We start from the raw sequence: 26,012 nt of genomic DNA on the forward strand, positions 1-26,012 counted from the left end.
ACGAGGTCAGGCCGGCGGCATCGCCTCCGGGGTGTTGGCGGGCCTCTGCCGCACGAGCACGTCCAGCCGATCGCCGACCTGCCGCACGAAGCGGCGGGTGATCGAGCGGCCGATGCTCTTGGCGGCGTCGGCCTCGCGCTGCAGCGGCTCGAAGGGCGAGCCCAGCGCGGCGACGGCATCGTCCACCGAGCGGGTAACGGGCGAGACCGAGATGGGTACGCGGGCGACGGCCTCGCGGCGTTCGGGTTCCGGCGGCCGCTCGAGGTGCCACGCCGCAATGCCGGCCAGCGCCACGCACGCCGCGAGGGTCGCGGGCGCGAGGAGCGCGGCGCGGGATCGCGCCCGCCTCCGCTCGATGCCAGCGATCACGCCCGGGAGGATCGGTCGCGCCGGTCCGCGCGTGAGCTCCCGAACGGCATCCTGCGCGAGCCGTGACTCGAGCCACGAATCGGCATCGCGGGCGGCGAGTTGCGCCCGCTGGCGATCGTCCCTAGGCATCGTGCGGCTCCCTTCCGTCGTCGATGGCGCCCTGCTGTTCGAGGTGGCGTCGGAGCGAACGCCGCGCTCGCGCCAGCACCGCCCGCACGGCCGTCGCGTTGGTGTCGAGCGCGGCGGCGATGGCGGGCGCGTCGAGCCGCTCGCCGTAGCGCAGCCAGAGGGCGATCCGCTGCTGCGGGGGCAGGCACGCATCGACGACGCTCCAGATCGAGTCTTCGGTCGGCGCCGGCCCCGTCGCGTCGCGATTCGCGGGCTGGGGCGCCCTGAGCAGCAGCAACCGCCGGCGGCGATGGCGGCCACGGTGCGTCCGCGCCACGCGGACCGTCACCGTAAACAACCACGGCGCCAGCGGGCGATCGGGATCGAACCGGCCGATCGCCGTCCACGCCTTGAGGGCCGCGTCCTGGACGACGTCCTCGGGCTCGGCCTCGCCACCGGCGGCTCGGCGGGCGACGGCGAGCAGCCGACGCTCGTACCGCCGCAGCAGCAGGCCGAACGCGTGGGCGTCGCCTGCCTGGGCCCGCACGACAAGGCCGCGATCATCGAGCTCGATGGCGTCGATGATCGCGTTGCCATGGGGAGGCGAGATGGTGCGCTGCTCGGCCAGCGTGGCGTGGGTCATATGGCGATCGCGGTTCCAGTGTCCGTAGCGCCGGCGTCCTCGCGGTCCGGGCCATCGGTGGCATCATCGGCGCGGCTCAGCCGGCCGTCCTCGAGTTCTTCGATTTCTGCCTCGATGTCTTCCATCGCCCGCTCGATGGCGCGGATGGCCGCCCGCGGCGCGTCGTTCTCTTCGAGTTCCTCGAGCGTCTCCTCGAGCTCCTCGAGGGCCTCTTCCAGGGCCTCGATCCGCTCGTCGATCTCGTCGTCGTCCCGGTCGTCGTCGTCCTCGTGCCAGTGGTGCTCGTCCTCGTCCTCGTGCCGGTGCTCCTCGTCCCACTCGTCGCCGAGGTCGATCTGGCCGCGGACGGCCTCGAGGAGCGTGTCCGTCTCGACGCCGAGCGTCAGCGCGACGGTGCGGCCCTCATGCGCGATGTCGATCTCCGAGATCAGGTCGCCGAGTTCTTCTTCCATGCCGGCCAGCCGGACCCACGCCAGCACGCCGTTGAGCGCCTGGGCCAGCGTGGCGGCGTCCTCCTCGGCGTCCGCGGTGACCCGCAGGTCCATCGAGAGCTCGTCGTCGTCCTCGGTCAGGCTGAAGACCATCGAACGCGCCGTGGCCAGGCCCGGGGGCAGGTCGTCGTCGGAGATCAGGCGGCGCAGGTCGTTGCTGGCGGCGTAGACGAGCGTGCCGCGAGCGGGCTCGGCCGCCCGGAAGCCCTTGCGGGCCTCGGCGGCCTGCTCGATCAGTTCGCCGTTCTCGGCGAGGATGACCCGGTGCGTGCCGTCGCGGTTCTCGCGGTAGGCCATCACGCCGCCGTCCTCGAGCTCGGCCACGGACCAGTCGCCGTTGCGGCCGAGCCGCTCGAGGACGCCCTGGCCCTCGAAGCTCTCGATGACCTCGGCGAGCACGTCGCTGGTGTGCAGCATGATGACCGCCTCGTCGTCCTCCGCGGAGAACGCGACGAGCGTCACGCCCAGGAGGTCATCCTCGAGATCGACATCGATGCCCAGCACGGCGCCGACGTCCGCGAGGTCGTCCAGATCAACGCCGTCGAGTTCCTCGAGCATCGTCGCAACGAGATCGGACTCGAAGCACCGCTCGACGTCCACGTGGACCACCAGCGCGGCGTCTCGCGGGATCTCGTCGAGGTCGACCGGGCCCGCGAAGGCGGCCGAAGTGCAGGCGGCGGCAGCGGCAAGAACAAGGCGAGCATCATGCATCGTGGGCTCCTCGGGGCCAATAACGCGGCGGACATCAATCCGTCCGTGCCCGGACCTACCAGGGCCGTGCCGCAAGTGTGACGGTCCGCGGCGGAGTTTTCTTGAGGCCGTTCCGGCTAGCCTCGGGAGTGTCCTGGAGCCATCGCTCTCTCATCGATGCCGCCACCAGCCGCCGGCTGGACCTGGACGCCGCCGAGCTGGAGGCGCTGGAGGAGGGCGTCAATCGCGAAACCTCGGCCGATCGGCGGCTCTCGAGGTTGATGCTCGTGGGCATCCTCGCCACGATCGCGGGCGGCATCACCGCGGGCTCTGGCATCCGATGGGCCCTCGCGTCGATGGGGCTGCCGCGCGGTGCGGCCATCGCCATCGCGGGCGTAGCGACACCGGCGCTGTTCATCGCGGCGTGGTTCGTCGTGTTCCCGCCGCTGCAACGCGGCGCGGTCCGTCGCGCGCTGCGGCGGCTGGGATACGACGTCTGCGCGGGCTGCGGGTACGCGCTCGAAGGCCTGCCCGCCGACGCGACGTGCCCCGAGTGCGGGCGGCGATCGCAGCCGCCGCTCGGGGCGTCGGCCCGCAACGCCGGGGACCGCTAGGCCCACGGAGCGAGCAAGGAACGGCCCCGATCGCGTCGCGCTCGATCGTAGTGGTGGGCCGGGCGTCCACCGCCACGATGCGCACACGAAGAGCCCCCCGGGCCCTGGTGGCGGGGCCCGGGGGGAGGGAGCATCGGGGCTGGGTGGTGGCGGCGACTCGCCAGAGGGAGAGATGCGGGTCGCCAGAGCCCCGACCCCTAGGGAGGGGGGATTGCTGCGGCTACGCCCGTCGTACCGCGTCGTTCGAGGTGCCGCATCCGTGCGGCGGCCGCGGCGTCCGGGCCGCGAGCGATCCGTGCGAGCGTCCATCCATGAACGAGTGGAATTCCATCGATCCGTGCTCCTCGTGCTTCGCTCAGCTGCAGCCCATGCTGTTGCCGCAATTGAGGCACTTGTAGCAGGTGCCGTTGCGGACCGTGATGGTGCCGCAGACGTCGCAGGCCGGCGCATCGGCCATGGTCTCGAGCATCTGCGAGAGCACCGACGACTGGGTCCCGCCGGCGGACGATCCGCTGGCCTGCGCGGGCTTCTGGGAGACCTCGACGACCGGCGCGATCGCCGAGCCGCCGAGGTCGCCAGCCGACCGATCGCGCGCGGTCTGCGTCAGCAGCGCGGCCCGGGCCACTCGGCTCGCCTCGCCGTCGGCGGCGAGATCGGCCGCGGACATCGGCGATAGTCGGGGCGAGCGGGTCGCCTCGGCGTCGCGGGTCTGGGCGGGCGGCAGGCTCGCGGGTCGGCCGCCTGGTTGGCTACCTGGTTGGCCCGAGGAGTCGGACTCGCCCTCGCCCAGGCGCCTCGGCGCGTTGGCCTCGCGGTAGCCCGGGATGAACTGGATGCCCATCCAGCGGAAGATGTAGTCCACGAGGCTCTTGGCGATCGGAATGTCGCGGTTGGTGGTCATGCCCGCGGGCTCGAACCGCTGGTGCGTGAACTTGCGGACCAGGCTCTCCAGCGGCACGCCGTACTGCAGCGACACGCTGACGGCCGTCCCCAGGCTGTCCATCAGGCCGCCGATGGTCGAGCCCTCCTTGGCCATGGTGATGAACACCTCGCCGGGCATGCCGTCCTCGTAGAGCCCGATGGTCAGGTAGCCCTCGTGGCCCGCGACGTTGAACTTGTGGGTGATCGAGCCGCGGGTGTCGGGCAGCCGCCGCCGCATCGGGCGGTGCACGATCCGCTCGGTGGTCCGCTCGGCCGCGTCCTCGTCCTCGTCGCTGGCGAGCTGTGCAACGTTCACCGTCAGCTCGGCGACCTCCTCGAGCGCCTCGGCCTCGCCCAGCTCGTCGATCTCGGTGGCGTCCTCGAGGTCGACCTCCGCAGCCGCGTCCGCGGCCGACTCGGCGGACGAGCCGGAGGTGGAACTCAGCGGCTGGCTGAGCTTGCAGCCGTCGCGGTACAGGGCGTTGGCCTTGAGGCCCAGCTCCCAGCTGAGGCGGTAGCAATCCTTGATGTCGTCGACGGACGCCTCATTGGGCAGGTTGATCGTCTTGCTGATCGCGCCGCTGATGAACGGCTGCGCGGCGGCCATCATGCGGATGTGGCCCTGCGCCTCGATGTACCGCCTACCCAGCGGGCCACACTTGTTGGCGCAATCGAACACCGGCAGGTGCTCGGGCTTGAGGTGCGGCGCCCCCTCGAGCGTCTGCGTGCCGCAGATGACGCGGTTGAGCTCCTCGACGTGCGCGGGCGTCATGCCCAGATCCGTGAGCAGGTTGAAGCCGGGATCCTGCTTGGCGGCCTCGGCGTCGATGCCGGCGCGCTCGAGCACGTCGTCGCCCAGCGACCACGCCGTGAAGGCGAAGCCCAGCTCGAACACGCCCGGCAGCGCGTCGGCGATGGCCTTCAGGTCGCCCTCCTCCAGGCCCCGGCCGCGGAGCCACTGCGCGAGCGTCTGGCCCTCCTGGGCGCCGGGCACGCCTTCGGGCAGCGGCACCTCGAGGTGCAGGGCGCCCAGCAGGTAGCGGAGCATGGCCTGCCGCTCGTCCTCGGCGTAGCCCATGGACTCCAGGGCGGGCTTGACCGAGGCATTGGCGATCTTGAAGTAGCCCCCGCCGGCGAGCTTCTTGAACTTCACGAGCGCGAAGTCGGGCTCGACACCCGTAGTGTCGCAGTCCATCAGCAGGCCGATGGTGCCCGTGGGCGCGATCACCGTCGTCTGCGCGTTGCGGAAGCCGTGCTGCTCGCCGAGCTGGATCGCCTGGTCCCACGCCATGCGGGCGCGATCGAGCAGCTCCGGCGTATTGGCGACCGGCACGCCGCCCGAGCGGCACAGCGCCTGGTCGATCGGCACGGGCCGCGTCTGCGGGTTGAGGCCCTCCCACTCGAGCGCCTCGCGGTCCACGCCGTGCGCCGCGCGGCGGTGGTTGCGGATGACGCGGAGCACGTGCTCCTCCTCCGACGCGTAGCCCGGGAACGGGCCGTGCTCGCCGGCCATCCTGGCCGACATGCGATAGGAGCCGCCCGTCAGGATCGCGGTCAGGCAGCCGCAGATGGCCCGCGCCTCCTCGCTGTCGTACGGGATGCCGGCCTGCATGAGCATCGCGCCCAGGTTGGCGTAGCCCAGGCCCAGCGTGCGGTACGTCCAGCTCAGCTCGGCGACCTCCCGGCTGGGGTAGGCGGCCATGAGCACGCTGATCTCGAGCACCATCGTCCACAGGTCGGTGGCGTGCTCGTAGGCCCGAACGTCGAAGTGCCGCGACGGCGCGTCGTAGAACGTCATCAGGTTCAGCGACGCCAGGTTGCACGCCGTGTTGTCGAGGAACATGTACTCGCTGCACGGGTTGCTGGCGTTGATGCGTCCCGCACCGGGGCAGGTGTGCCACGCGTTGATTGTGCCGTCGTACTGCACCCCCGGATCGGCGCACCGCCACGCGGCGTAGGCGATGTCGTCCCACAGCGTCCGCGCATCGAGCGTGCCGGCGACCTCGCCGTTGGTACGCCACCTGGTGAACCACGGCCCGCGGGCGTCGACGGCCTCGAAGAACGCGTCGGGGATCCGCACCGAGTTGTTGCTGTTCTGGCCGCTGACGCTGGCGTAGGCCTCGCCGTTGAAGTCGTAATCGAGAGCCAGGCCCAGCCGGCTCGCGGTCTCGCCGACGGTCTCGGGGTCGTGGATGGACGCCCGCTCGCCGGCGATCGCCCGCATCCCCTCGACCATGGCGGCGACCTTGATCTCCTCGCGGACCTTCCAGTTCACGAAGCGCTCGATGTCGGGATGGTCCATGTCCAGGCAGACCATCTTGGCCGCCCGCCGGGTGGTCCCGCCGCTCTTGATGGCGCTCGCGGCGCGGTCGCCGATCTTGAGCCAGCTCATCAGGCCGCTGCTCTTGCCGCCGCCGCTGAGCCGCTCGCCCTCGCCCCGCAGGCGGCTGAAGTTGGTGCCCGTGCCGCTGCCGTACTTGAACAGCCTCGCCTCGCGGACCCACAGGTCCATGATGCCGCCCTCGTTCACCAGGTCGTCGTCGACGCTCTGGATGAAGCACGCGTGCGGCTGCGGGTGCGTGTAGGCGTCGCCCGCCAGCGCGACCTCGCCGGTCTTGGCGTCGGGCACCCAGTGGCCCTGGGCGGGCCCGGCGATGCCGTAGGCCCAGTTGAGCCCGGTGTTGAACCACTGCGGGCTGTTGGGCGCCGCCATCTGGTGCAGCAGCATGTAGACGAGTTCGTCATAGAACGCTTGGCCGTCCTCGATCTCGTCGAAGTAGCCGTGCCGCTCGCCCCAGTGCCGCCAGCAGCCCGCCAGGCGGTGCACCAGCTGCCGCACGCTCCGCTCGGGCCCGGTGAGGACCGAGCCCTCCGCGTCCTTCTTGACGCCCGCGGGCACGCCGTCCTTGGTGCGGGCCGACGCGATCTCCCAGCCCTCGGCGATGATCGCGCCGGGCTCGATCATCTCGGGCACCCCGGCCTTGCGGAAGTACTTGCTGACGGCGATGTCCGTCGCCAGCTGGCTCCACGACGCGGGCACCTCCGCATCGGTCATCTCGAACACGAGCGACCCATCGGGGTTGGTGATCCGGCTCGAACGCGTCGTCCACTTCACGGTGGTGAACGGGTCCTGGCCGGCCTGGGTGAACTTGCGGGTGATCTTCATGGTGTCCGACTATCCCTGCCTTACGTGTGTCCCTGCTCGCGCATCCGTGCGCCCGTCCTGCCCCGCCTCCGCGGCGATCCCTGCATGCCGGTCCTTCGTCCCTCGGACCGGACGCGTCTGCTTCCAACCGTCTCCTTCAGCCCGGCCGCGCCCACGCCGGCGCCGACTGCACCGCGTAGTGGGCCGACCGCTCGTCCCAGCGCTTCAGGACCTTCCGAGCCACCTCGGGCACGTGCGACACCGTGGAGTCCCGCCCCACGAACTGCTCGATCTGGGCGGCGCTCTCGAACCACATCACGGTGATGAACTCGGTCTCGGCCCCGCCGTCGGGCCCCGTCGTGCCCTCCCGCCGCAGGCTGTGGAAGCCCAAGTAGCCGTCCATGCCCCGGCCGGCGATCTCGGGCATGACCGTGCCCAGCAGGACGTCCTGGTACGCGTCCGCGTTCTCGGGAGTGGTGTAGCCGTGCCAGATGCGCGCGATCACTGGGGGACCTCGTTCCTTGGTGCGGCGCCGGGGAATGGGCAATAGGGAATGGGCAATGGCTGTGCTAGGCGAGCGATGCGATGAGTCCCGACAGCGGCTTGGCGCATTCGTTGATCGCGTCCTGGATTTCGGACTGGCCCTCCGCACTCAGGAACTCGAGGTCGAGCGCGACGAGTGCCTGCGATTCCAACTCGAATAGCGAACCGCGAGCCATTCGCAGGAATCGCGCGTAATCCGGCGTGCTGCCGCGGCCGTAGCCCTCGGCGATGTTGCTGACGACGCCGATCGCTGCTCGACGCATCTGCGACGTCAGTCCGAAGCGCTCGTCGGTCGGAAAGTGCGCCGTCGCCTCGTACACCAGCCGCACGAGCATCCTGCCGCGCTGCCACGCAACAAGATCCCTGTAGCTCTTGATGGCGGACATCGTGCTTGCTCATCCTCAACCGATCTCGTGCATGGCTCAGTGGTGCGTCTCGCCACCCATTGCCTGTTGCCCACTCCCCATTGCCTAATCAACACGCGGCAGCGTCAACCCGCCCTGGTCCTGATACTTCCCCGCCTTGTCCGCGTAGCTCGTCGCGCACACCTGGTCGCCCTTGAGGAAGACCAGCTGGGCGATGCCCTCGTCGGCGTACACGCGGGCCGGCAGCGGCGTGGTGTTGCTGATCTCCAGCGTGATCTTGCCCCGCCACTCGGGCTCCAGCGGCGTGACGTTCACGATCAGGCCGCAGCGGGCGTAGGTGCTCTTGCCCACGCAGATGACCAGGCAGTCCCGCGGGATCTCGAAGAACTCCACCGTCTCGCACAGCGCGAAGCTGTTGGGCGGGATGATCACGTGGTCGCTGCCGATGGCGCCGCAGTCCACCTCGACGAACAGGTCGTCGCTGAAGGCCTTGGGATCCACGACGGTGATGCCGCCGCTCTTGGGCGTCGGCGTGAAGATCTTGAAGCGGGGGCCGACGCGGACGTCGTAGCCGTAGCTCGACAGGCCGTAGGAGATCCGCCCGGGCCGCCGCTCGCCCCGCTCGAAGGGCTCGATGCGGACGAGTTGCTGGATCTGTTCGTCGCAGAGCACGGGCATGGGGGCGGTCCTCGGAAGGGCCCTCTCGGGGCCCCTGGGAGCGGGCGGCCGATCGCGTCGGCCTCGGGCGGTGGGGTTCCTGCGTGTGCGGCCCGCCACGGGTGCTGCGGGGGCGGCGAGAAATATCGGCCAAGAGAGAGCGTACCTACAACAAATCGTGGATGCAAGACCCCGGACCACAAAATGCTGTATGCCCGGTGTCAGTTGGGCGGCTCTAGGCCTAATTGCCCTCGGCGCAGCGGTTTCCGGGTTCTAGCGACACGACGGCAACACCGGAGCCGACACGCGGCGACATCGATGATCCTATTGTATACCAAACAAATAGATGGCTGATGCCGCCCGGGAGCCCCCCGCGGCCGCGGCTCGTACAATGGAATCTCAGCCGTGATCCGCCCGCTCCCCACCGATCGCGAGGCCTCATGAACCCGTCCATCGCCCGCCCGCTGCTGCGGGCCGCACCGCTGCTGTTCGTCGCGCTGGCGCTGGCCTGGTCGGCGGCCCTGCCGGGCTGCGCGGCGGGCCAGGTCCGCACCCCCGACCGCGGGGTGCTGCCGCCCTTCGACGGCCCCAGCGTGCTCAGCCGCACCATCGGGGCATCGGCGACGCTGATCGGCGCCGAGCCGCAACTTGTCTCGGGCATCGGCATCGTGGTGGGCGTGAAGGGCCGGGGCGGGCCGCTGCCCGAGAACGTCGAGTCCGAGCTCATCCGTGAGCTGAGCCTGCGGGAGGGCGCCCGCGGCGTGGACATGTTCTACGGCACGCCCTTCGAGGGCGAGAGCCCGCGGAGCTTCCTGCGGCGGTCGGACGTGGCGGTGGTGACGGTGGTGGCGGCGATCTCGCCGGGGCTGCCCGAGGGCACACGCTTCGACGCCTGGGTCGTGGCGCTCAACGCCAACACCGGTGTCGAGTCGCTGGCGGGCGGGCACCTGTGGCGGACCGACCTCCGCCTGGGCGCGCCGATGCGGCGGGGGCTCCGCGCCCGCGAGATCGCGTACGTCGAGGGGCCGGTGTACGTCAATCCGTTCGCGCGGGGCGCCCGGGCGAGCGCGACCGAGGGCCGCATCATCGGCGGCGGCGTGGTGACCGACCCGCTGGACCTGGCCATCCGGCTGAACGCCTACAGCCCACGGCGAACCCGCGAGATCGCCTCGGTGCTCAACAGCCGCTTCGGGACGACGCGCTTCGATCGCGGCGACGTCGCCAGCGGACGGCTCACGGGCGAGGGCGACTCGGCGTCGGCGATCATCCGGCTGACCGTGCCGTGGTCGTACAAGGACAACGCCGCCGACTTCATCAATCTGGTGCGGTACACCCATCCGGATTCGCAGGGCCGCGAGGATCGCTACGCCGCCCGCTACGCACGGGCGTTGATCGAGGAGCCCGCCTACGCCGACGCGTTGGCGTGGTCGCTGGAGGCCATCGGGCTCGCATCGCTGCCGCACGTGCGGCCGCTGTACGACTACCCCGAGTATGCACCGCGGATGGCGGCGCTCCGCGTGGGCGCACGGCTGGGCGATGAGAAGGCCTGGCCCTATCTGCTCGACCTCGCGCGCTACGGCGACGAGGCCGAGCGGGTCGAGTCGCTCGAGCTGCTGGGCGTGATCAACAAGGGACCGATCGACTTCGTCATCGAGCAGCAGGCCGGCGACGGCAACGTGAGCGTCCGGGTAGCGGCCTACGAGGCGATGGAGCGACGGGCCGGCCAGTTCGAGTTCATGTCGATGCTGCGGCGGGGCGCCATCCCGCCCGGGCAGGACCCCGTTCCCATCCTGCGGGATTGGTACGACGCGGCGCGGCTGGGCTTCCGCGGCAGTCTCGACGCCGGCCTGCGGCGGGACCTGACCGCCGCGGGCTTCGTGGTCGATCGCGTGCCGCTGGGCGATCCGCTCATCTGGATCCGCCAGCAGGGCGTCGCCGGCGTCGTGCTCTTCGGCTCCAACCTGGAGATCGCCCCGGGCGCCGTGCTCGCAATGGAGGATGGCAACCTGACGGTGGTCCGCGGCCGGGAGGGCGGCCCAGTCCGCGTCCGCTACCGGCACGACCCCGGCGGCTGGACGGTCAACATCGCGGACGCGCCCACCGATCTGCACGAATTCATCGACTTCCTGACCACCGAGCCGACGATGGAGGACCCCGATCTGGGCCTGGGCATGAGCTTCGGCGGCGTGGTGGGCGTGCTCTCTCGGCTGCAGGAGGACAACGGCATCGTCCAGCGGCGGCCGGACGGCGACGCCGTCGCCGCGGCCTGGCGGGTCGAGCCCAACCGACTGCTCGACGACCTCCGCGGGCTGTCCCGGCGTGCCGCCGAAGACCGCGAGGAGCTCGAGGTCGTGCCCGACGACGAGGAGGATGAGTTTGACCCCTTCGAGGACCTGCTGAACGAGGGGCTGGAGCGAGATCCGGACGATGGGCCGACCAGCGCCGGGGGCCGCTAGCCGGATGGCCGCCGGACCAACGATCGCCCCCCGGTTTCCGCCAGCATTCGGGGCGGCCTTGCCGATAGACCGTGCCGGCCGACGGCCCGCGGGAGGCGGCGCTCGCCGGCCGGTATACGACTCGCCGCTCGGATGCGTGCGCAGGCCCTGTGGACAGGAGGTCCGATGCGGCTGGCCAAGCTGACCCTCAACGGGTTCAAGTCCTTCGACGACCGCACCGAGTTCGTCTTCGACGACCCGGTGACCGGCATCGTTGGGCCCAACGGCTGCGGCAAGAGCAACGTCGTCGACGCCGTCAAGTGGGTGCTGGGCGAGCGGAGCAGCAAGAGCCTCCGCGGCAAGGAGATGCTCGACGTCATCTTCGCCGGGTCGGCCGCCCGCAAGCCCGCGGGCATGGCGGCGGTCACCCTCACCTTCGACAACCCGGTGCTCGAGGGCCGGCTGTGGGACGAGCTACAGCGGCAGCGCTCAGGCACGCAGGCGGTCGACGTCGTCAGCGTCGATGCCGCGGCCGAGGACGCCGAGATCGACGCGATGGCGGCGGACGGCGGCATCGATCGCGGCCCGCTGGCGCAGCGAGGTTCGGTGCGGCGGGGGCTGCCCATCGACGACGATGTGGTCGAGATCGAGCGGCGGCTGTACCGCGACGGCGGCAGCCAATACCTGATCAACGGCGCGCGGTGCCGCCTCCGCGACATCCGCGACCTGTTCCTGGATACGGGCGTGGGCGCGGACGCCTACTCGATCATCGAGCAGGGCCGCGTCGACGCGATGCTGCTGGCCAACCCGCAGGAGCGGCGCTCGATCTTCGAGGAGGCCGCCGGCGTGGCCCGCTATCGCCAGCGGCGAGTCGAATCCATCCGCGAGCTGGACCGGGCCGAGCGGAACCTGGCCGTCACGCGGGAGCAGCTCGCGAGCACCGAGCGGCGGCTGCGGATCGTGCGGGGGCAGGCCGCCAAGGCCCGCCGGTTCCTGGAGCTGGACGCCGACCTGCGGGCGTGGCGCGCGGCGCGGGCGCTGGCACAGCACGACGCGCTGACCGCGGCGCTCGAGCAGATCTATGCCGAGATGGGCGACGTCGGCACCCAGCGCGACGCGGCCGAGGCGAGCCTCCGCACGCTCGAGGCGGGCCGCCAGAAGGCAGAGGTCGAGCGGCACGAGGCGAGCCAGGCGGTGCGAGCGTCGGAGGATCGCCTCGCCGAGGTCCGCCACGCCGCCGAGGCCGCGCGGCAGCGGCTCGAGATGGCCACCCGGGCGGCCCGGGACGCCCGCGCCCGGGCCGGCACCGACGCCGGACGGCTCCGCGACGCCGATGCGTCGATCGAGCGGGCCGAGCGGGATCGCGAGCGGGCCAGCGACCGCGTTGCTGCCGCGGCCGAGAAGCTCGCCGACGCCGACCGCACGCTGGACGAACTCGTGGAACGACGCGAGGCGGCACAGCGGGCCGTCGCCGCCGCGCGGCAGGCGCACGCCGAAGCCCGCCGCCGCGTCGAGCGGATCACCGGCGACCACCACGCGGCGCGGGCGCGGCTCGACGAGGCTCATCGTCGGTCGGAGACGCTCGATGCATCGCTCCGCGAACTCCGCGGCCGGGCCGAGACACTCGATGCGCAGGCCCGCGAGGCTCACACCCGGCGCGATGGCGCGCGGACGCACGCCGGCAAGAGCCGCGACGCCGCCGAAACGCAGGCCGCCGAGGTCGAGCGGCTGGACACGCGGGCGCGATCGCTGGGCGACGACCGCTCGCGGCACGCCATCGAGGTCAAGCGGCTCGAGGAGCGCCGCCTGCGGCTGGAGACCCGAGCCCACGCGCTGCGCGAGCTGCTCGAGTCGCGCGAGGGGCTCGGCGAGCCCGCGCGGCGGGTGATCGAGATGGCCGGCCGCGGCGAGGCCTTCCACGGCGTGCTCGCGCCGCTGGCCGATCTCGTCCGCGTGCCGCTCGAGCACGCGCCGCAGGTCGAGGCGGTGCTCGGCCCGCTGCTGTCGGCGATCGTGGTGCCGAGCCTGGATCGCATGCCGTCGGCCGACGAGCTGGCGCAGCTCACCGGGCGGGTGCACTTCGTGCCGCTCGGGCTCGCCGCACCAACGACCGGCCCGGACCCGGCCGCCGAGGCGCTGCGGGCGACCGGGCAGATTTTGCCGCTGCGGCACGTCGCCGAGGTCGATCGCGAGGCGTGCGCGCGGCTGGGCGTCGATCCGATCGTCGTGGCGCGGCTGCTCGATACGCTGCTTCACAACTGCTGGCGGGCGGCGAGCCTGGAGGCGGCCTCGCTGCTGAGTGCCGGGCCGATCCCCGGCGCGACCATCGCCGACCCCGAGGCCCGCGTGCTGCGATTCCCGGGCATCGTCGCGGCGGGCCCGATGGGCGGCGAGGACGCCGGTGGCACGGGCCTGCTGCAACGCCGCGCCGAGCACGAGCGGCTCAAGCACGAGTTGGGCGAGGCGACCGATGCACTGGCGCGGGCGTCGGGCACGCTGCGGGATTTCGACGCGCAGGCCGCGCACGTCAGCGAGGCGCTCTCGGCGGCGCAGCGGCGGCTCAGCGAGCTGAGCCAGGCCCGCATCCGCGCCGAGGGAGACGCCGATCGCGCCGCCGACGAGGCCGACCGCCTCGACCGCGACCTCGCGCAGGCAGCGAGCGAGGCCGACGCGATGCTGGCCGATCTCACCTCGGCCCGGGAGCAGATCGGCCAGCTCGAGGAAAAGCTGGGATCCCTCGAGTCGATCCTGGCCGACGAACGGGCGACCCAGGACGAGGCGGAGGCGAAGGCCGAGGCGCTCGAGACCGAGGCGGACGCGACGGCCGAGGCGCTCACCGAGGCCCGCGTCGCGGCGAGCACGCTGGGCGAGCAGCTCAACGCGACGAGGCAGGAGCTGACGGCGCTCGACTCGGGGCTGGAGCGGCAGCGGGCGGCGCGGGGCGAGATCGCCGCGCAGCTCGCCCACGCCACCGAGCTGGCCGAAGCGCACGAGCAGACCGCCGCCGATGCGGCCCGCACCATCGACGAGCACGAGGCCGACGCGCAGCGGGCCCAGGAGGGCATCGCGGGCGTGCGGCAGCGGGCCGAGGATGCGCGGGCGCAGGCGGCGGACGTCGAGCGCCGCCTCGATGCGCAGCGGCGGCAGTCATCGGACATCGAGCAGCGATGGCACGCCCTGGAGTTGCGGCACCGCGAAGCCAACATCCGCGGCGAGGCTCTCGTCCAGCGGACCGCCGACGAGGACGGACCCGACCTGTGGGCCGAGCTCGAGGACTACCGGAGCATCCTCGCCGACGGCGTGCGGCCGGTGGGGGAGCAAGAGGCGACCGAGGCGATCGATGCGCTGCGATCGGCCATCGCCAGGCTCGGTAGCGTCAACACGGCGGCGCTCGACGAGGAGGGGCAGCTGGAGGGCAAGAACGAGGCGCTCGCGGCGCAGGTGGCCGACATCGACGCCGCGCGGCAGCGGCTGGAGACGCTCATCGAGCGGCTCAACGACGCAAGCCGGACGCGCTTTAGCGAGATGCTCGAGACCATCCGCGAGAGCTTCGCGGGCGACAACGGGCTGTTCCGCCAGCTCTTCGGCGGCGGCCGCGCGGAGATCCGCCTGATGCCGCTGGTCCGCGAGGTCGACGGCAAGAAGGTGCAGACCGACGAGATCGACGTGCTCGAGAGCGGCATCGAGATCGTCGCGCGGCCGCCCGGCAAGCAGCCCCGCTCGATCAGCCAGCTCTCGGGCGGCGAGAAGGCGATGACCGCCGTCGCGCTGCTGCTGGCGATCTTCAAGAGCAAGCCCAGCTGCTTCTGCGTGCTCGACGAGGTCGACGCCGCGCTCGATGACGCCAACGTGGATCGCTTCTGCCGCGTCATCCGCGCCTTCAGCAACACCAGCAACTTCATCGTCGTGACGCACCACAAGAAGACGATGGCGATGTGCGACCGGCTGCACGGCGTGACGATGCAGGAGCGGGGCGTGTCGACCCGCGTGGGCGTCCGCTTCGACCAGGTCGGCCCCGACGGCAAGCTCGCCGACGCCGCGGTCGACGGCAGCACCACCACGAAGCGGCCGGCCGACGACGCACGCGAGGAGCCGGCCACGGAAGAGCCAGAGCGGCCACGGCTCCGCAACGCGCTGGCGCACCTCGGCGCGGCGCCCCAGGAGGTCGAGGCACCCGAGGCGGACGAGCCCGCTTTGGCGTCGACGACCTAGGCCGTGCGGGAGGCCTTCACCAACGCGCGGCTCGCGCTCGACGCCTTCCTGGCGGACGGCGCCAACGTCGATCGGCTCGATCACGCCGCCGATCTGCTCGCCTCGGCCCTGCAGGCGGGCGGCAAGGTCCTGGCCTGCGGCAACGGCGGATCGGCCTGCGACGCGATGCACTTCTGCGAGGAACTCACCGGCCGCTTCCGCGAGGATCGCGACCCGCTGGCCGCCATCAGCCTGACCGACCCGGGCCACCTGACCTGCGTGGCCAACGACTACGGCTACGACCACGTCTTTGCCCGGGGCGTGCGGGCCCTCGGCCACGCCGGCGACGTGCTGGTTGCGCTGAGCACCAGCGGCAACTCGCCGAGCGTGGTCCGCGCCGTCGAGGCGGCGCGGGACGCGGGGATGGCCACCATCGCGTTGCTGGGCCGGGACGGCGGGGCGCTGGCGGGAGCAGCCGACCTGGAGTGGATCGTGCCGGGCGTGCCCGCCGACGCGCCGACGGCCGACCGCATCCAGGAAATCCACATGCTCATCCTGCACGCGCTGATCGAGGGCATCGAGGCGCGGCTGTTCGGCTGAGCGCTGGCGGGCGTTCCGCTATCATGCCCGCCTATGGCCGACGCCATGCGCATCTCGCGGGTCCTCGATGCGCTGCACGCGCGGTACGCCGCGCTCGATGAGGGCGCGCTGGCGGACTACATCCCCGAGCTGACCGAGGTGGATCCCTCGCTGCTGGCCATCTCGATCGCCACGACGGGCCGCGACGGCGAGGCCCGCGTGCACACGGCGGGCGATTGCGACGAGGCGTTCACGATCCAGTCGGTCTCCAAGCCGTTCACCTACGGGCGGGCGCTCGAGCTGCACGGCCGCGAACCGGTGCTGGGCCGCGTGGGCGTCGAGCCCACGGGCGACGCCTTCAACTCGATCATCAAGCTCGACGCCGCCAACCGCCCGCACAATCCCTGCGTCAACGCGGGCGCGATCGCGGTGACGAGCATGCTGGCCAGGGACGATCCGACGACGAGCCTGAAGGACCTGCTCGATCTGTTCGGCCGCTTCGCGGGGCGGAAGCTGACGATCGATGCGCCGGTGTTCACCAGCGAGCGGACGCACGGGCACCGCAACCGCGCAATCGCCCACCTGATGCGGCACTTCGGCATGATCGCCGGCGACGCGGGCGTGGACGAGGTGCTCGACCTGTACTTCCAGCAGTGCTCGATCCGGGTCACGTGCCGCGACCTGGCGGTGATGGCCGCCACGCTGGCCAACGGCGGCGTCAACCCGCAGACGGGCGCGCGTGCGATGGAGACCGGCTACGTCCGCGACGTGCTGACGGTGATGTACACCTGCGGCATGTACGACTATGCGGGCCAGTGGGCCTACACCGTGGGGCTGCCGGCCAAGAGCGGCATCTCGGGCGCCATCATCGCGGTGGTGCCGGGGCGGCTGGGCATCGCGGTGTACTCGCCCCGCGTCGATCGGCACGGCCACAGCGTCCGCGGGCTCCGGGTGTGCGAGGACCTGTCGGCGGAGTTTGGCATGCACCTCTTCGACGCGTCGATGCTGGAGGCGACGGCCGCCGACGACCTGTTCGCCCCCCGCGACGACGAGGACGAGATGCCCGACGCATCGGTCATCGCCACACCCGAGGGCTACACGCCGGACCGCGGGCGAGCGCCGGAGGGGGGCGGCTAGGGCGTCCTCGGCCGCTCGGCCGCGGTCCCGGGGCCCGCGGCACCGATCGCCGCTATCCTGCCGGCCGTGACCTCTGCCGCGACCAATCCGACGCAGGCGCCCGCGGCATCCCCCGCCCAAGCGGCGGGATCGGCGGTTTCCCGGCAGCGGGCGATCCTCATCACGGGGGCGGGCGGCGAGGTCGGCCACGGGCTGATCCACGCCCTCAGCGAAGCCGGCGGCACGCCCATCGTGGCCCTCGACCTGCGGCCGCTGGACGAGGACCTCGCCCAGCGGTGCGCAGAGACGGTCGTCGCAGACATCCGAGATCCGCTGGCGCTGCTGCCGGTGGTGTCGAGGTACGAGATCGCCGAGGTCTTCCACCTCGCGGCACTGCTATCGACGACGAGCGAGCGGAACCCGGTGCTGGCCCAGCAGGTCAACGTGCGAGGCACGATGCACGTGCTCCGCGTGGCGGCCGAGCAGGGACGGGCCCGGGGCACGCCGGTGCGGGTGGTGTACCCCAGCTCGATCGCGGTGTACGGGCTGCCGTCCGCCGAGGCGAAGGCCGCCGCCGGAGCGGTGCGGGAGGACGAGCACCTCACGCCGATCACGATGTACGGTGTCAACAAGCTGGCGTGCGAGCAACTCGGGAGATACTTCGGCGAGCACTACAAGCTGCTGGACGACCAGCCGCCACCGATCGACTTCCGCTGCATCCGCTACCCGGGCCTCATCAGCCCGCACACCGCGCCGAGCGGGGGCACGAGCGACTACGGCCCGCTGATGCTGCACGCCGCCGCGCGTGGCGAGGAGGCGGCCTGCTTCGTGCCGGGCGAGGCCCGGCTGCCGTTCATGCTGATGCGGGACGCCATCGACGCGACCCTCGCGCTCGCCCGGGCCGAGGAGCCGCCGGCGGGACCGCGTGGCCGGGTGTACAACGTCGCGAGCTTCGCGCCGACGGCCGCCGAGATGTTCGAGGCCATCAAGGTGCACTTCCCCAACGCGAGGCTCCGCTACGACATCGAGCCCAAGCGCGCCCGGATCGTGGAGAGCTGGCCGGCGGATGTCGATCGCTCCGCCGCCGAGCGGCACCTGGGCGTGCCCGCGGGGCGGCCCTTCGCCGAGGCCCTCGCGGATGAGCTGGCCCCTGCGGTACGGTCTATGTACGTATCTTGAGGCCGCCCTCGGCGATGGCATCCGGTTAGTGAATGCTACATTTCTCGCGATGGCGCGGCTTTTGCCGACAATACGGCCGAGCTATCATTGCGACTCGGCGTTCCCGGCCGAAACGCGGCGGATCGTGATGCGCAGCGGCGGCCGGTAGAGGGACGACATCGATGGGCGATCGCCTGCCACGCGTGCGTTTCGGTGGCTACACCATCACACGCGAGCTGCCCGCCTCTCCGGTCGCGCGTCGGCTGCTGGCCCTGGACGACGGCGGCGCCGACGCCCGGGTGCTGCACGTCTTTCCGATCCGGCCGGACGATCCGCAGATCGCCACGCTGCGGCGGGCCATCGAGGCGGCGGGCAGGGTCCGCAACCGCCACGTGCTTCCCGTCGACGATCTCGTCGTGGGCATCGTGCACCAGCCCTTCGCGGTGACGCCCTACACCGGGCACCAGGATGGGTTGCTCGATCTCGCCGGCCTGCTGCGGGCCAAGGGCGGGCGGATGGACCCGGTCGAGACCGATCGCCTGCTCGGCCAGCTGTTCGATGGGCTGGGTGCGCTGCACGCCAGGCTGGTCCACCACGGCACGCTGCGGCCGCGCGACGTGCTCGTCGACCGGCACGGCAGCGCCATCATCGAGATGCCCGGCGTCGCGCGCACGCTCGAGGGCATGCGGGGCTTCTCGACGGAGGTGCAGCGCGACGAGGTTCGCTGCGTCGTCGAGCTGGGCTTCGCCGTGCTGACCGGACACGATGCCGGCGCGGTCGACCTGCCCGCGTCGAGGCTCGTCCGCCGGCTCGACCCGGCGTGGGATGCCTTCTTCGAGGCGGGGCTCGATCCCGTCGCCGGCTTCGACACCACCGAGCAGGCCATCGAGGCGCTGCCCAGCTCGAGCTTCGGCCGGGGCCTGGTCCAGACGCGGCCGGTGCGACCCGGGCTGCTCGCCGGACTACGCCGCGGCGGCGAACCCCGCTAGCAACCTCTAGTTGCCGTTGGCCTGGGACCTCGTGCGGCGGCGCTCCGCGTACGCTTCCGCCGACGTGGCACCCGACGCCGAACCCGCAGATCCCCTCGCCGTTGATCTCGCGGGCGTGCGCCTGCAATCGCCGCTCGTGCTCGCCGCCGGGACGGCGGGCTACGCCGACGAGATACTCGACGTCGTGCCCGCCCGGGTGCTGGGCGCGGTCACCAGCAAGTCGATCACGATGCAGTCCCGCGAGGGGCACCCGACGTGGCGGGTCGCGCCCATCCGCGGGGGCATGCTCAACGCCATCGGCCTGGCCAACATGGGCGTGGACCGCTTCGTCGAGCACGTGCTGCCCCGGCAGCGGTTGGCCGAGCACGGCGTGCGGCTGTTCGCCTCGGTCGCGGGCGACACCATCGAGGGCTACGTCCGCGTCGCCGCGCAGCTGGGGGCGCACGAGTCGGTCGACGCCGTCGAGCTGAACGTCTCGTGCCCCAACGTGCACGGCGGGAGCGACTTCGGGGCCGACCCCGCGACGCTCCGTGACCTCGTCGCCGCGGTCCGTGCGGCGCTGCCGTCGACGCGGCTGATCGTCAAGCTCCCCCCCATCGCCGTCGGCCTGCCGGGCATCGTCGAGGTTGCCCGGGCGGCCATCGAGGGCCGCGGCGAATCGGCCGGTCCGAATCGGCGTCCGGGCGCCGACGTGCTGTGCATCGCCAACACCACGCCCGCGATGGCCATCGACGTCCGCACCCGCAGGCCCGTGCTGAGCAACACCACGGGCGGACTGAGCGGACCGGCGGTGCACGCCATCGCCGTCAAGCTGGTGAACGACGTACATAAGAACCTCGCGCACGACGCCGGCGTGCCCATCATCGGCCTGGGCGGCGTGACCCGCTGGGAGGACGCGGCCGAGTTCGTGCTCGCCGGCGCGACGGCCATCGGCCTGGGCACCGCGACGCTGGCGGATCCGGGGATCGCCAAGCGGGTGCATCGGGGGCTGGGGCGGTGGGTTAGGAAGGAAGGGATCGGGTCACTGGCGGGTGTTGTGGGAGCGGCGGGCTGAGGCCACGTGTCGCGACGTTAGCCGTCGCGCCGGTACGAGGGGGTCTCGTCGCCAACAGCCGTCAGGATTGGGTTGCGTCGTCGAAGCGAGGCGGAGACCCCGGTTCGTACTCTGCCTTGAAATCCTGGATCTGCTCGTCGAGTAAGGCACTGCAAGTCACGTCGCGAAATGGCGAGGAATTTTGCACCCTGTCACGAACCGCCTGCGTGAAGAGCAGCCGGTAAAGGACCTCGGTCTTTCTGGATTTTGATAAGCCGATGGACGTCGCTAGCACATGGGGCATGTGTGCTCTCTGTCTTCCGCAGTAATCCATAGCATGGTTCATTATGCCACCTCCCCGCATAGGAAAGCCAAGCACACGAGTATTCTCTCGATCGAACCCGAATCCCAGGAAGCACAAGACGTCGCACTCAAGTATGGCCTGCCTGGCTCGCTCGTGGTGCTCAGTCGCTTCCGCAGATCGCTCTTCTCCAACGAGCTTGAGCGAAGTATTCCAGCGATCGAGATCGTAAACCGAGTAGTGGCAGCGTTGTTCATCGAGCCATTTCTCATATGGCTGATGCCTGACCGGATTGACAGCACCTCCCCATCTTGGCAAATCTCCCAGCGATCCGTACATGTGAACGATATTTATCGCGTCCAGCATGCTGTTTGCTGCTATTGAATCGCTAGAAGCTGCGCCGGGATTACTGCCCTGCTCGTAGGCAGCTCGGACAAAGAAGTACTCAAGCGAACGATCGTAGTTAAAGGTGATAAAGGTAACTGGGTTCTCACGCACCACCTCGGGTGTTGAACCCATGCGATCAAGCAGCCACCAGTACAGTCCCAGTCGATCAAACAGGTACTCATGCTTCTCGCAGGCGCTAATAATAAGGCCGATAATAGCTGAGCCAATTGCGCGAAATCTCTGGCGACGGATTAGATAAGCATCAATAGACGCAGTTCCGCTGTAGCGAAAGCTCTTGCCAAAGTCCTCCATCAGGTCGTGGCTGAAACACGGCTGAAGCAACTTCGCGCGCTGATCGACCAACCGGTTCCACGCCGGGCCTTGTAGAGCGAGCGGCATATCTTTGGGTGCGGTGTTTTGCCCTAGTGCCAGCGCAATGATCGCACGCCGCAGTTGCGACCCTAGCGGAAAGCCATACTCCAAGCTTGCTCCCGCTCCGAGGACAAACACGCTCTTGGCACCGATCATGGGCTATGCTAGCGTACGTTGCCAATTGTCGAATCTACGTCGTTCATGCCTGCATCAGGATTGCACCAAGCTGCATCGAGGTGCATCAAGTAGGCGCGTCCGAGCACGTTGAATCGGCGAGGTCATGCCGCTGAGTGGCGAACCGCCCGATACCACTGTGACAGACTTCGCAATTGACGGCCATCGCACGTTCCTCTCCTTCCAGAAGTCGTTCCAGAAGGAGCGCCCATAGCTACGTGATCCGATCACGGCGTCGCTTAGCACCTCACATCGAACAGGTTCTGGAACTCCAGCAAGTCGAACACCGTCAGCGAGCCGTCGCCGTCAAGGTCGACCCGGCAGGTAACGACGATCTCCGCCACCACGCGGACGGTGCGGGTCGGCTCGTCTGGATCGCTAGAGGACATGGACAGCACGGCGTCGATCACGCCGGCGTCCGACCTGTCCAGCGCGATGGCGTGCTGACCCTCTTCGATGTCCTCTCGTTCCAGAATGCGTTCGACGCTGGCTGCCCGTGAGGATCCGAGAAGTCCGGATCAACCGCGGTTGATAGCCCGATCGAAATCTGGTACGTTTCCCGAGAGGGACTCGACTACCGGCGATGGAGGTGGGTCATGGGTGCATGGGCAACTAAGCGTGCGACGGCGTTGATCGTGGCGGCCGGCCTGCCGACGGCGGCTCTGGCGCAGGGCGATCCGCTGGCCGAGCCCTTTCCCGCAACGAGCACCATTGGCGCCCTCGTAGACGGCGTCTCCGGCGTCCGGCTGGATGGCCGGGCCATCTCCGTCGCGGGCGTGGGCGACATCAACGGCGACGGCATCGATGACGTGGCCATTGGCGGCTTCGACGCGGCGGGGGACCGCCGGGTGTTCGTCGTGTTCGGTCGCGGGGATGGCCTGGCGAACCCCGTGGTGCTGGAGGATCTCGACGGCACCAACGGATTCCAGATGTTCGACACCATCGATGACGAGTCGCTGGGCGTATCTATCAGCGCCGCGGGCGACGTCAACGATGATGGCGTCGACGACATGCTCGTCGGTGCGCCATCTCGGTCCGGGTCCGCGGACTCCGATGGTGCCGCCTACGTGGTCTTCGGGCGCGATGCCGGCACGGCGGGCGGCTTTCCGGCCGAGTTCGATCTCGCCGGCCTCGATGGTTCGAACGGTGTCCGTCTGGAACCGATCGGCGGCATCCCGGATCGGCTCGAGAGGTTCGGGGCGGCTGTGTCGTCGGCGGGAGACGTGAACGGCGATGGCATCGGCGACGTCGCCGTGGGAGCCAGAGCGGCCGACGTTGTGGATCGGGAGTACGCGGGCCGCGTCTACGTGTTCTTTGGTACCCGCGAGCCGTTCCCGGCGGTGCTGTCCGGAGCGGACCTGGATGGCATGAACGGGCTGCGCATCAATGGGCCGGTGTCGTTCAGCGGGACGACCGGTGCGGCCGGCGGCAGCGATGTCAACGCCGACGGCGTGGAGGACCTGGTCGTCAACACGCGCCTGCCGCAGGACTTCGTGGTCTTCGGACAAAGTGGCGGTTTTCCTGCGGACCTGGATCTTGGTGACATCGACGGCACGAACGGATTCGTGATCGACAGCGGCCTTCCGGGCTGCTTCTGTGGCGATGTTGCCATGGGCGGCGACTTCAACGGCGATGGCATCGATGACCTGGTCGCGACGAACCCGTTCGGTGGCCCGCAGGGCGTATATGGGCTGCACGCGGGGCAGTCCTTCGTGGTCTTTGGTCGACGCGATGGCTTCCCCGCGCAGCTGGACCTTGCTTCTCTTGATGGCACGAACGGCGTGCGCATCGATGGAGACGAGCGAGAGGACTTCAGCGGCGGCTCGGTCGCCTTTGCGAACGATGTCGACGGAGACGGCTTCGACGATCTCCTGCTGGGCGCAGAATTCCGGGGCTCGACAACCACCGGTAGCGGTTCGTACTACTCGTTCGATGCCGGGCCGGGCGCGGCGTACGTCGTCTTTGGTCGCAGCGACGGCCTTCCGCCCGTGCTGGGCCTGGCGGAGCTTGGTGCGAATCAGGCCATCCGCATCGATGGCGAACGCCGAGGCGATTTGCTGGGTGGTTCGATCGCGGCCGCCGGCGATGTGAACGGCGACGGACGCACGGACGTGATCGTCGGCAGCCGCGAAGACGACGCGTACGTCGTCTACGGCCGCGGTGCGAGCTGTGCGCCCGACCTCGATGGCGACGGCGAGCTGACGATCTTCGACTTCCTCGAATTCCAGAACCTGTTCGATGCGATGGATCCAGCCGCCGACTTCGACGACGATGGAGACCTGACCATCTTTGACTTCCTCGCCTTCCAGAACGCCTTCGACGCGGGCTGCCCCTAGCAGACGCGGGCCGCATGACGGGACCGGGCCGGGCTACGCTGCGTGCCGTCCCTTCGTGGCGCAGCAGCAGGAGGCCCCGTCGTGCACGTGCTCATCGTCCACGCCCACCACGAACCCAAGAGCTTCAACAGCGCCATGACGGCGCGGGCGAGCAGAGAGCTCGAAGATGCGGGCCACACCGTGGTCGTCAGCGATCTCTACGCCATGGGGTTCAACCCCGTCAGCGATCGCCGCAACTTCACGACCGTGGCCGACGCCGACTACCTGAAGCAGCAACGGGAAGAGCGGCACGCACACGAGCGAGGTGGCTTCGCCCCGGACATCGCCGCGGAGATGGACAAGCTCGACGCATGCGATCTTCTCATCTTCCAGTACCCGCTCTGGTGGTTCGGCATGCCGGCCATCCTCAAGGGCTGGGTCGATCGCGTACTGGCTATGGGGCGGATGTACGGCGGGGGCCGGTGGTACGACGCGGGGGCCCTCCGCGACAAACGAGGCATGGTGGCGATGACCACGGGCGGACCGGAGCCCATGTACGTCGCTCCCGAGGGCCACGAGGGGCTGAATCCGCCGCTGGGCACCATCCTGACGCCGGTGCACCATGGGGTGTTCTGGTTCACCGGCATGCACGTGCTCGAGCCCTTCGTGGCCTGGGCGCCCGCCCATCTCGATGACGAGCAGCGGGCCGCCCTGCTCGACGGCTACGCCGCCCACCTGCGCGACCAGCTCGCTCAGGAGGGCGCCCCGCCGCCCGTCGCCGCCGAGTACCCGCCTCCCCAGTTCGTGCGGCCGCGGCGGCCGACGGCGTAGAGGGGATCGGATCAGACGATCTACGGGCACCCAGCGTCGAACAGGTTCTGGAACGCCAGGAAGTCGAACACCGACAGCACGCCATCGCCGTCGAGGTCGGCGGCCGGATCGCCCGCATCGAACAGATTCTGGAATGCCAGGAAGTCGAACACGGTGAGCGAGCCGTCGCCGTCGAGGTCGACCCGGCAGGTGGCGACGACCTCCGCCAGCACGCGGACGGTGCGGGTCGGCTCATCGGGATCGTTCGAGAGGACCAAGAGGTCGGCATCGATCACGCCGGCGTCCGATGTGTCCAGCGCGATGGCGTGGGTGTTGAGCGCGCCACCGGCGTCGTCGGTGAACTCGCCGGCGGGCGGGGTGAGCCGTGCATCGGCGTCGAAGCTGTACCGCAGCGGCTGGATGCCGAAGGCCGGCCCGGCGATGGTGTCGTCGCGTGCCCACAGGTCGGCATCGCCCGCGTTGCCGACGAGGACGTCGAACTCGACGCTCGCGCCCTGGGCGATGGAGCCGAGGTCGATCGCGGCCGGCGCGTCGATCTGCGCGGGCACGACGAGATCGAGGAAGATGGGCAGGTGGCCGCCCTGGCCGCCGGTGTGGGCGAAGAGGGCGTCGGCGATGTCCTCCCCCACCATGCGGTTGCCGCGGCGGGCGATGGGCTGGTTGAAGGTGGTGCCGTCGTTGCCCCAGGTGCGGAAGCTGTGGTTGGGATCCTCGAAGGTGGTGGTCGAGAAGGGGGTGGTCGGGTCACCCAGGTAGTCCAGGCCCTCGCCGTCGATCAGGTCGTCGGACACGAGGATCTGGTCGAAGCGGTCGTCCATCTGCGAGCGGGGCTCCTGGCTGTGCAGGAAGCGGAAGCTCGGGTTGTTGTTCCAGTCGCCGGGGGAGGCCAGCGGATCGAACAGCCGGCCGCTATCGAGCCGCTCGGATCGAGTGAGCTTCTCCCACGCGGGCTCGGTGTCGCGCTTGACGTTGAGGTCGCCGCCGAGCAGAAAGTGGGTGCCCTCGGGCAGCCGCTGGGCGTCGGTGCGGAAGGCGATGGCCTCGTCCAGTCGGCGGCTCTCGTCGCTCGACGAGCTGCCGGCCTTCATGTGCGTGTTGTACACGAACAGCGCCGTCTCGGGCGCGTCGTAGCCGACGAGCTTGAGCTCGTGGCGGACGAGGTTCCGCGGATGATCGGGCGAGCCGCCGCCGGGCGATACCAGCACGGCTTCGGCCGACTCGATCTTGCTCGCGCGGTAGTAGACGGCGGTATCGATGCTGCCCGGACCGTCGATGAACTCGGCCAGCACCCAGTCCTGTCCCCCGCGTGGGTCGCCGTTGAGCACGTCGAGGAAGGCCAGCGTGGACGCCGGCCCCTGGATCTCCTGGATGAGCAGCACATCGGGGCGGAAGGTCCGGTCCTCGAAGGCTTCGAACAGCGACGTGCGGAAGACGCCATCGAGCGCGGGCTCGCCGCTGTAGAAGGTGATGTTCCAGCTCGCGACGCGGAGCTGCGCGGAGGCGGTCGCCGCCGGCAGCGCCAGCAGGGCGGCGGCGCAGGGCACGAATCCGGGACGGCTGGGCATGGCGTGGCTTCCTCCGGGCA

General features: G+C 70.3%; 20 protein-coding genes. 10 read left to right on the plus strand and 10 right to left on the minus strand.

Going from position 1 to position 26,012, the window contains the following annotated elements:
• Positions 1–6: 6 nt before the first annotated feature.
• Genes AAFX79_12805 through AAFX79_12815 form a run of 3 tightly spaced genes read right to left on the minus strand, consistent with a single transcriptional unit; the run spans position 7 to position 2,322 of the window.
• Entirely contained in the window at positions 7–498 is a 492-nt protein-coding gene (locus tag AAFX79_12805; protein ID MEO1009434.1) for a hypothetical protein, read from the minus strand.
• The gene (locus AAFX79_12810; GenBank protein ID MEO1009435.1) at positions 491–1,120 is read right to left on the minus strand and encodes a sigma-70 family RNA polymerase sigma factor; all 630 of its coding nucleotides are present in this window, start codon (positions 1,118–1,120) and stop codon (positions 491–493) included. Before AAFX79_12810 ends, AAFX79_12805 begins: the two co-directional genes overlap by 8 nt.
• On the minus strand, positions 1,117–2,322 hold the full coding sequence (locus AAFX79_12815) for a hypothetical protein (protein ID MEO1009436.1): 1,206 nt from the start codon (positions 2,320–2,322) through the stop codon (positions 1,117–1,119). The genes AAFX79_12810 and AAFX79_12815 overlap by 4 nt, the downstream gene beginning before the upstream one ends.
• A gap of 128 nt (positions 2,323–2,450) precedes the next feature.
• Here AAFX79_12815 and AAFX79_12820 point away from each other — a divergent pair, with 128 nt between their 5' ends.
• Complete coding sequence (locus AAFX79_12820; protein ID MEO1009437.1) at positions 2,451–2,915, plus strand: hypothetical protein; 465 nt, start codon at positions 2,451–2,453, stop codon at positions 2,913–2,915.
• 355 nt (positions 2,916–3,270) lie between these two features.
• Here the strand turns inward: AAFX79_12820 and AAFX79_12825 are convergent, their stop codons facing one another.
• From AAFX79_12825 to dcd, 4 genes are all read right to left on the minus strand, one after another.
• Positions 3,271–7,002, minus strand: coding sequence for an adenosylcobalamin-dependent ribonucleoside-diphosphate reductase (locus AAFX79_12825; GenBank protein ID MEO1009438.1), 3,732 nt, complete (start codon positions 7,000–7,002; stop codon positions 3,271–3,273).
• Positions 7,003–7,138: 136 nt separating this feature from the next.
• Positions 7,139–7,486, minus strand: coding sequence for an antibiotic biosynthesis monooxygenase (locus AAFX79_12830; GenBank protein MEO1009439.1), 348 nt, complete (start codon positions 7,484–7,486; stop codon positions 7,139–7,141).
• A 64-nt stretch (positions 7,487–7,550) separates the two neighbouring features.
• Positions 7,551–7,910: a four helix bundle protein gene (locus AAFX79_12835; GenBank protein MEO1009440.1), complete on the minus strand. Its 360-nt coding sequence runs from the start codon at positions 7,908–7,910 to the stop codon at positions 7,551–7,553.
• Between the two features lie 84 nt (positions 7,911–7,994).
• The gene (gene dcd / locus AAFX79_12840) at positions 7,995–8,567 is read right to left on the minus strand and encodes a dCTP deaminase (GenBank protein MEO1009441.1); all 573 of its coding nucleotides are present in this window, start codon (positions 8,565–8,567) and stop codon (positions 7,995–7,997) included.
• 419 nt (positions 8,568–8,986) lie between these two features.
• Between dcd and AAFX79_12845 the strand changes: the two genes are divergently transcribed.
• From AAFX79_12845 to AAFX79_12875, 7 genes are all read left to right on the plus strand, one after another.
• Positions 8,987–11,002 carry a flagellar basal body P-ring protein FlgI gene (locus AAFX79_12845; protein MEO1009442.1) on the plus strand — a complete coding sequence of 672 codons (2,016 nt, stop codon included), beginning with the start codon at positions 8,987–8,989 and terminating at the stop codon, positions 11,000–11,002.
• 165 nt (positions 11,003–11,167) lie between these two features.
• Positions 11,168–15,193, plus strand: a complete 4,026-nt coding sequence (gene smc / locus AAFX79_12850; GenBank protein ID MEO1009443.1) for a chromosome segregation protein SMC — start codon at positions 11,168–11,170, stop codon at positions 15,191–15,193.
• Between the two features lie 3 nt (positions 15,194–15,196).
• Positions 15,197–15,772 (plus strand): SIS domain-containing protein, encoded by a 576-nt coding sequence (locus AAFX79_12855; protein ID MEO1009444.1) that lies wholly within the window; start codon positions 15,197–15,199, stop codon positions 15,770–15,772.
• Between the two features lie 33 nt (positions 15,773–15,805).
• Positions 15,806–16,888, plus strand: coding sequence for a glutaminase A (gene glsA, locus AAFX79_12860; GenBank protein ID MEO1009445.1), 1,083 nt, complete (start codon positions 15,806–15,808; stop codon positions 16,886–16,888).
• A 66-nt stretch (positions 16,889–16,954) separates the two neighbouring features.
• Entirely contained in the window at positions 16,955–18,046 is a 1,092-nt protein-coding gene (locus tag AAFX79_12865; protein MEO1009446.1) for an NAD-dependent epimerase/dehydratase family protein, read from the plus strand.
• Between the two features lie 161 nt (positions 18,047–18,207).
• Entirely contained in the window at positions 18,208–19,014 is an 807-nt protein-coding gene (locus AAFX79_12870) for a hypothetical protein (protein MEO1009447.1), read from the plus strand.
• A gap of 64 nt (positions 19,015–19,078) precedes the next feature.
• Complete coding sequence (locus tag AAFX79_12875) at positions 19,079–20,068, plus strand: dihydroorotate dehydrogenase (GenBank protein ID MEO1009448.1); 990 nt, start codon at positions 19,079–19,081, stop codon at positions 20,066–20,068.
• A 61-nt stretch (positions 20,069–20,129) separates the two neighbouring features.
• Here the strand turns inward: AAFX79_12875 and AAFX79_12880 are convergent, their stop codons facing one another.
• Together AAFX79_12880 and AAFX79_12885 are read right to left on the minus strand one after the other, a co-directional pair.
• Positions 20,130–21,263 (minus strand): hypothetical protein, encoded by a 1,134-nt coding sequence (locus tag AAFX79_12880; GenBank protein MEO1009449.1) that lies wholly within the window; start codon positions 21,261–21,263, stop codon positions 20,130–20,132.
• Positions 21,264–21,520: 257 nt separating this feature from the next.
• Positions 21,521–21,691, minus strand: a complete 171-nt coding sequence (locus tag AAFX79_12885; protein MEO1009450.1) for a hypothetical protein — start codon at positions 21,689–21,691, stop codon at positions 21,521–21,523.
• A 186-nt stretch (positions 21,692–21,877) separates the two neighbouring features.
• On the opposite strand from AAFX79_12885, the gene AAFX79_12890 reads away from it, so the two are divergent.
• Together AAFX79_12890 and AAFX79_12895 are read left to right on the plus strand one after the other, a co-directional pair.
• The gene (locus AAFX79_12890) at positions 21,878–23,617 is read left to right on the plus strand and encodes an integrin alpha (GenBank protein MEO1009451.1); all 1,740 of its coding nucleotides are present in this window, start codon (positions 21,878–21,880) and stop codon (positions 23,615–23,617) included.
• 81 nt (positions 23,618–23,698) lie between these two features.
• Positions 23,699–24,427, plus strand: a complete 729-nt coding sequence (locus AAFX79_12895) for an NAD(P)H-dependent oxidoreductase (protein MEO1009452.1) — start codon at positions 23,699–23,701, stop codon at positions 24,425–24,427.
• Between the two features lie 20 nt (positions 24,428–24,447).
• On the opposite strand, the gene AAFX79_12900 is transcribed toward AAFX79_12895, so the two are convergent.
• Positions 24,448–25,992 (minus strand): GC-type dockerin domain-anchored protein, encoded by a 1,545-nt coding sequence (locus AAFX79_12900; GenBank protein MEO1009453.1) that lies wholly within the window; start codon positions 25,990–25,992, stop codon positions 24,448–24,450.
• Between the last annotated feature and the right edge of the window lie 20 nt (positions 25,993–26,012).

Source organism: Planctomycetota bacterium (assembly GCA_039819165.1).
In the GTDB taxonomy this organism is placed as follows: Bacteria; Planctomycetota; Phycisphaerae; order Phycisphaerales; family UBA1924; genus JAHCJI01.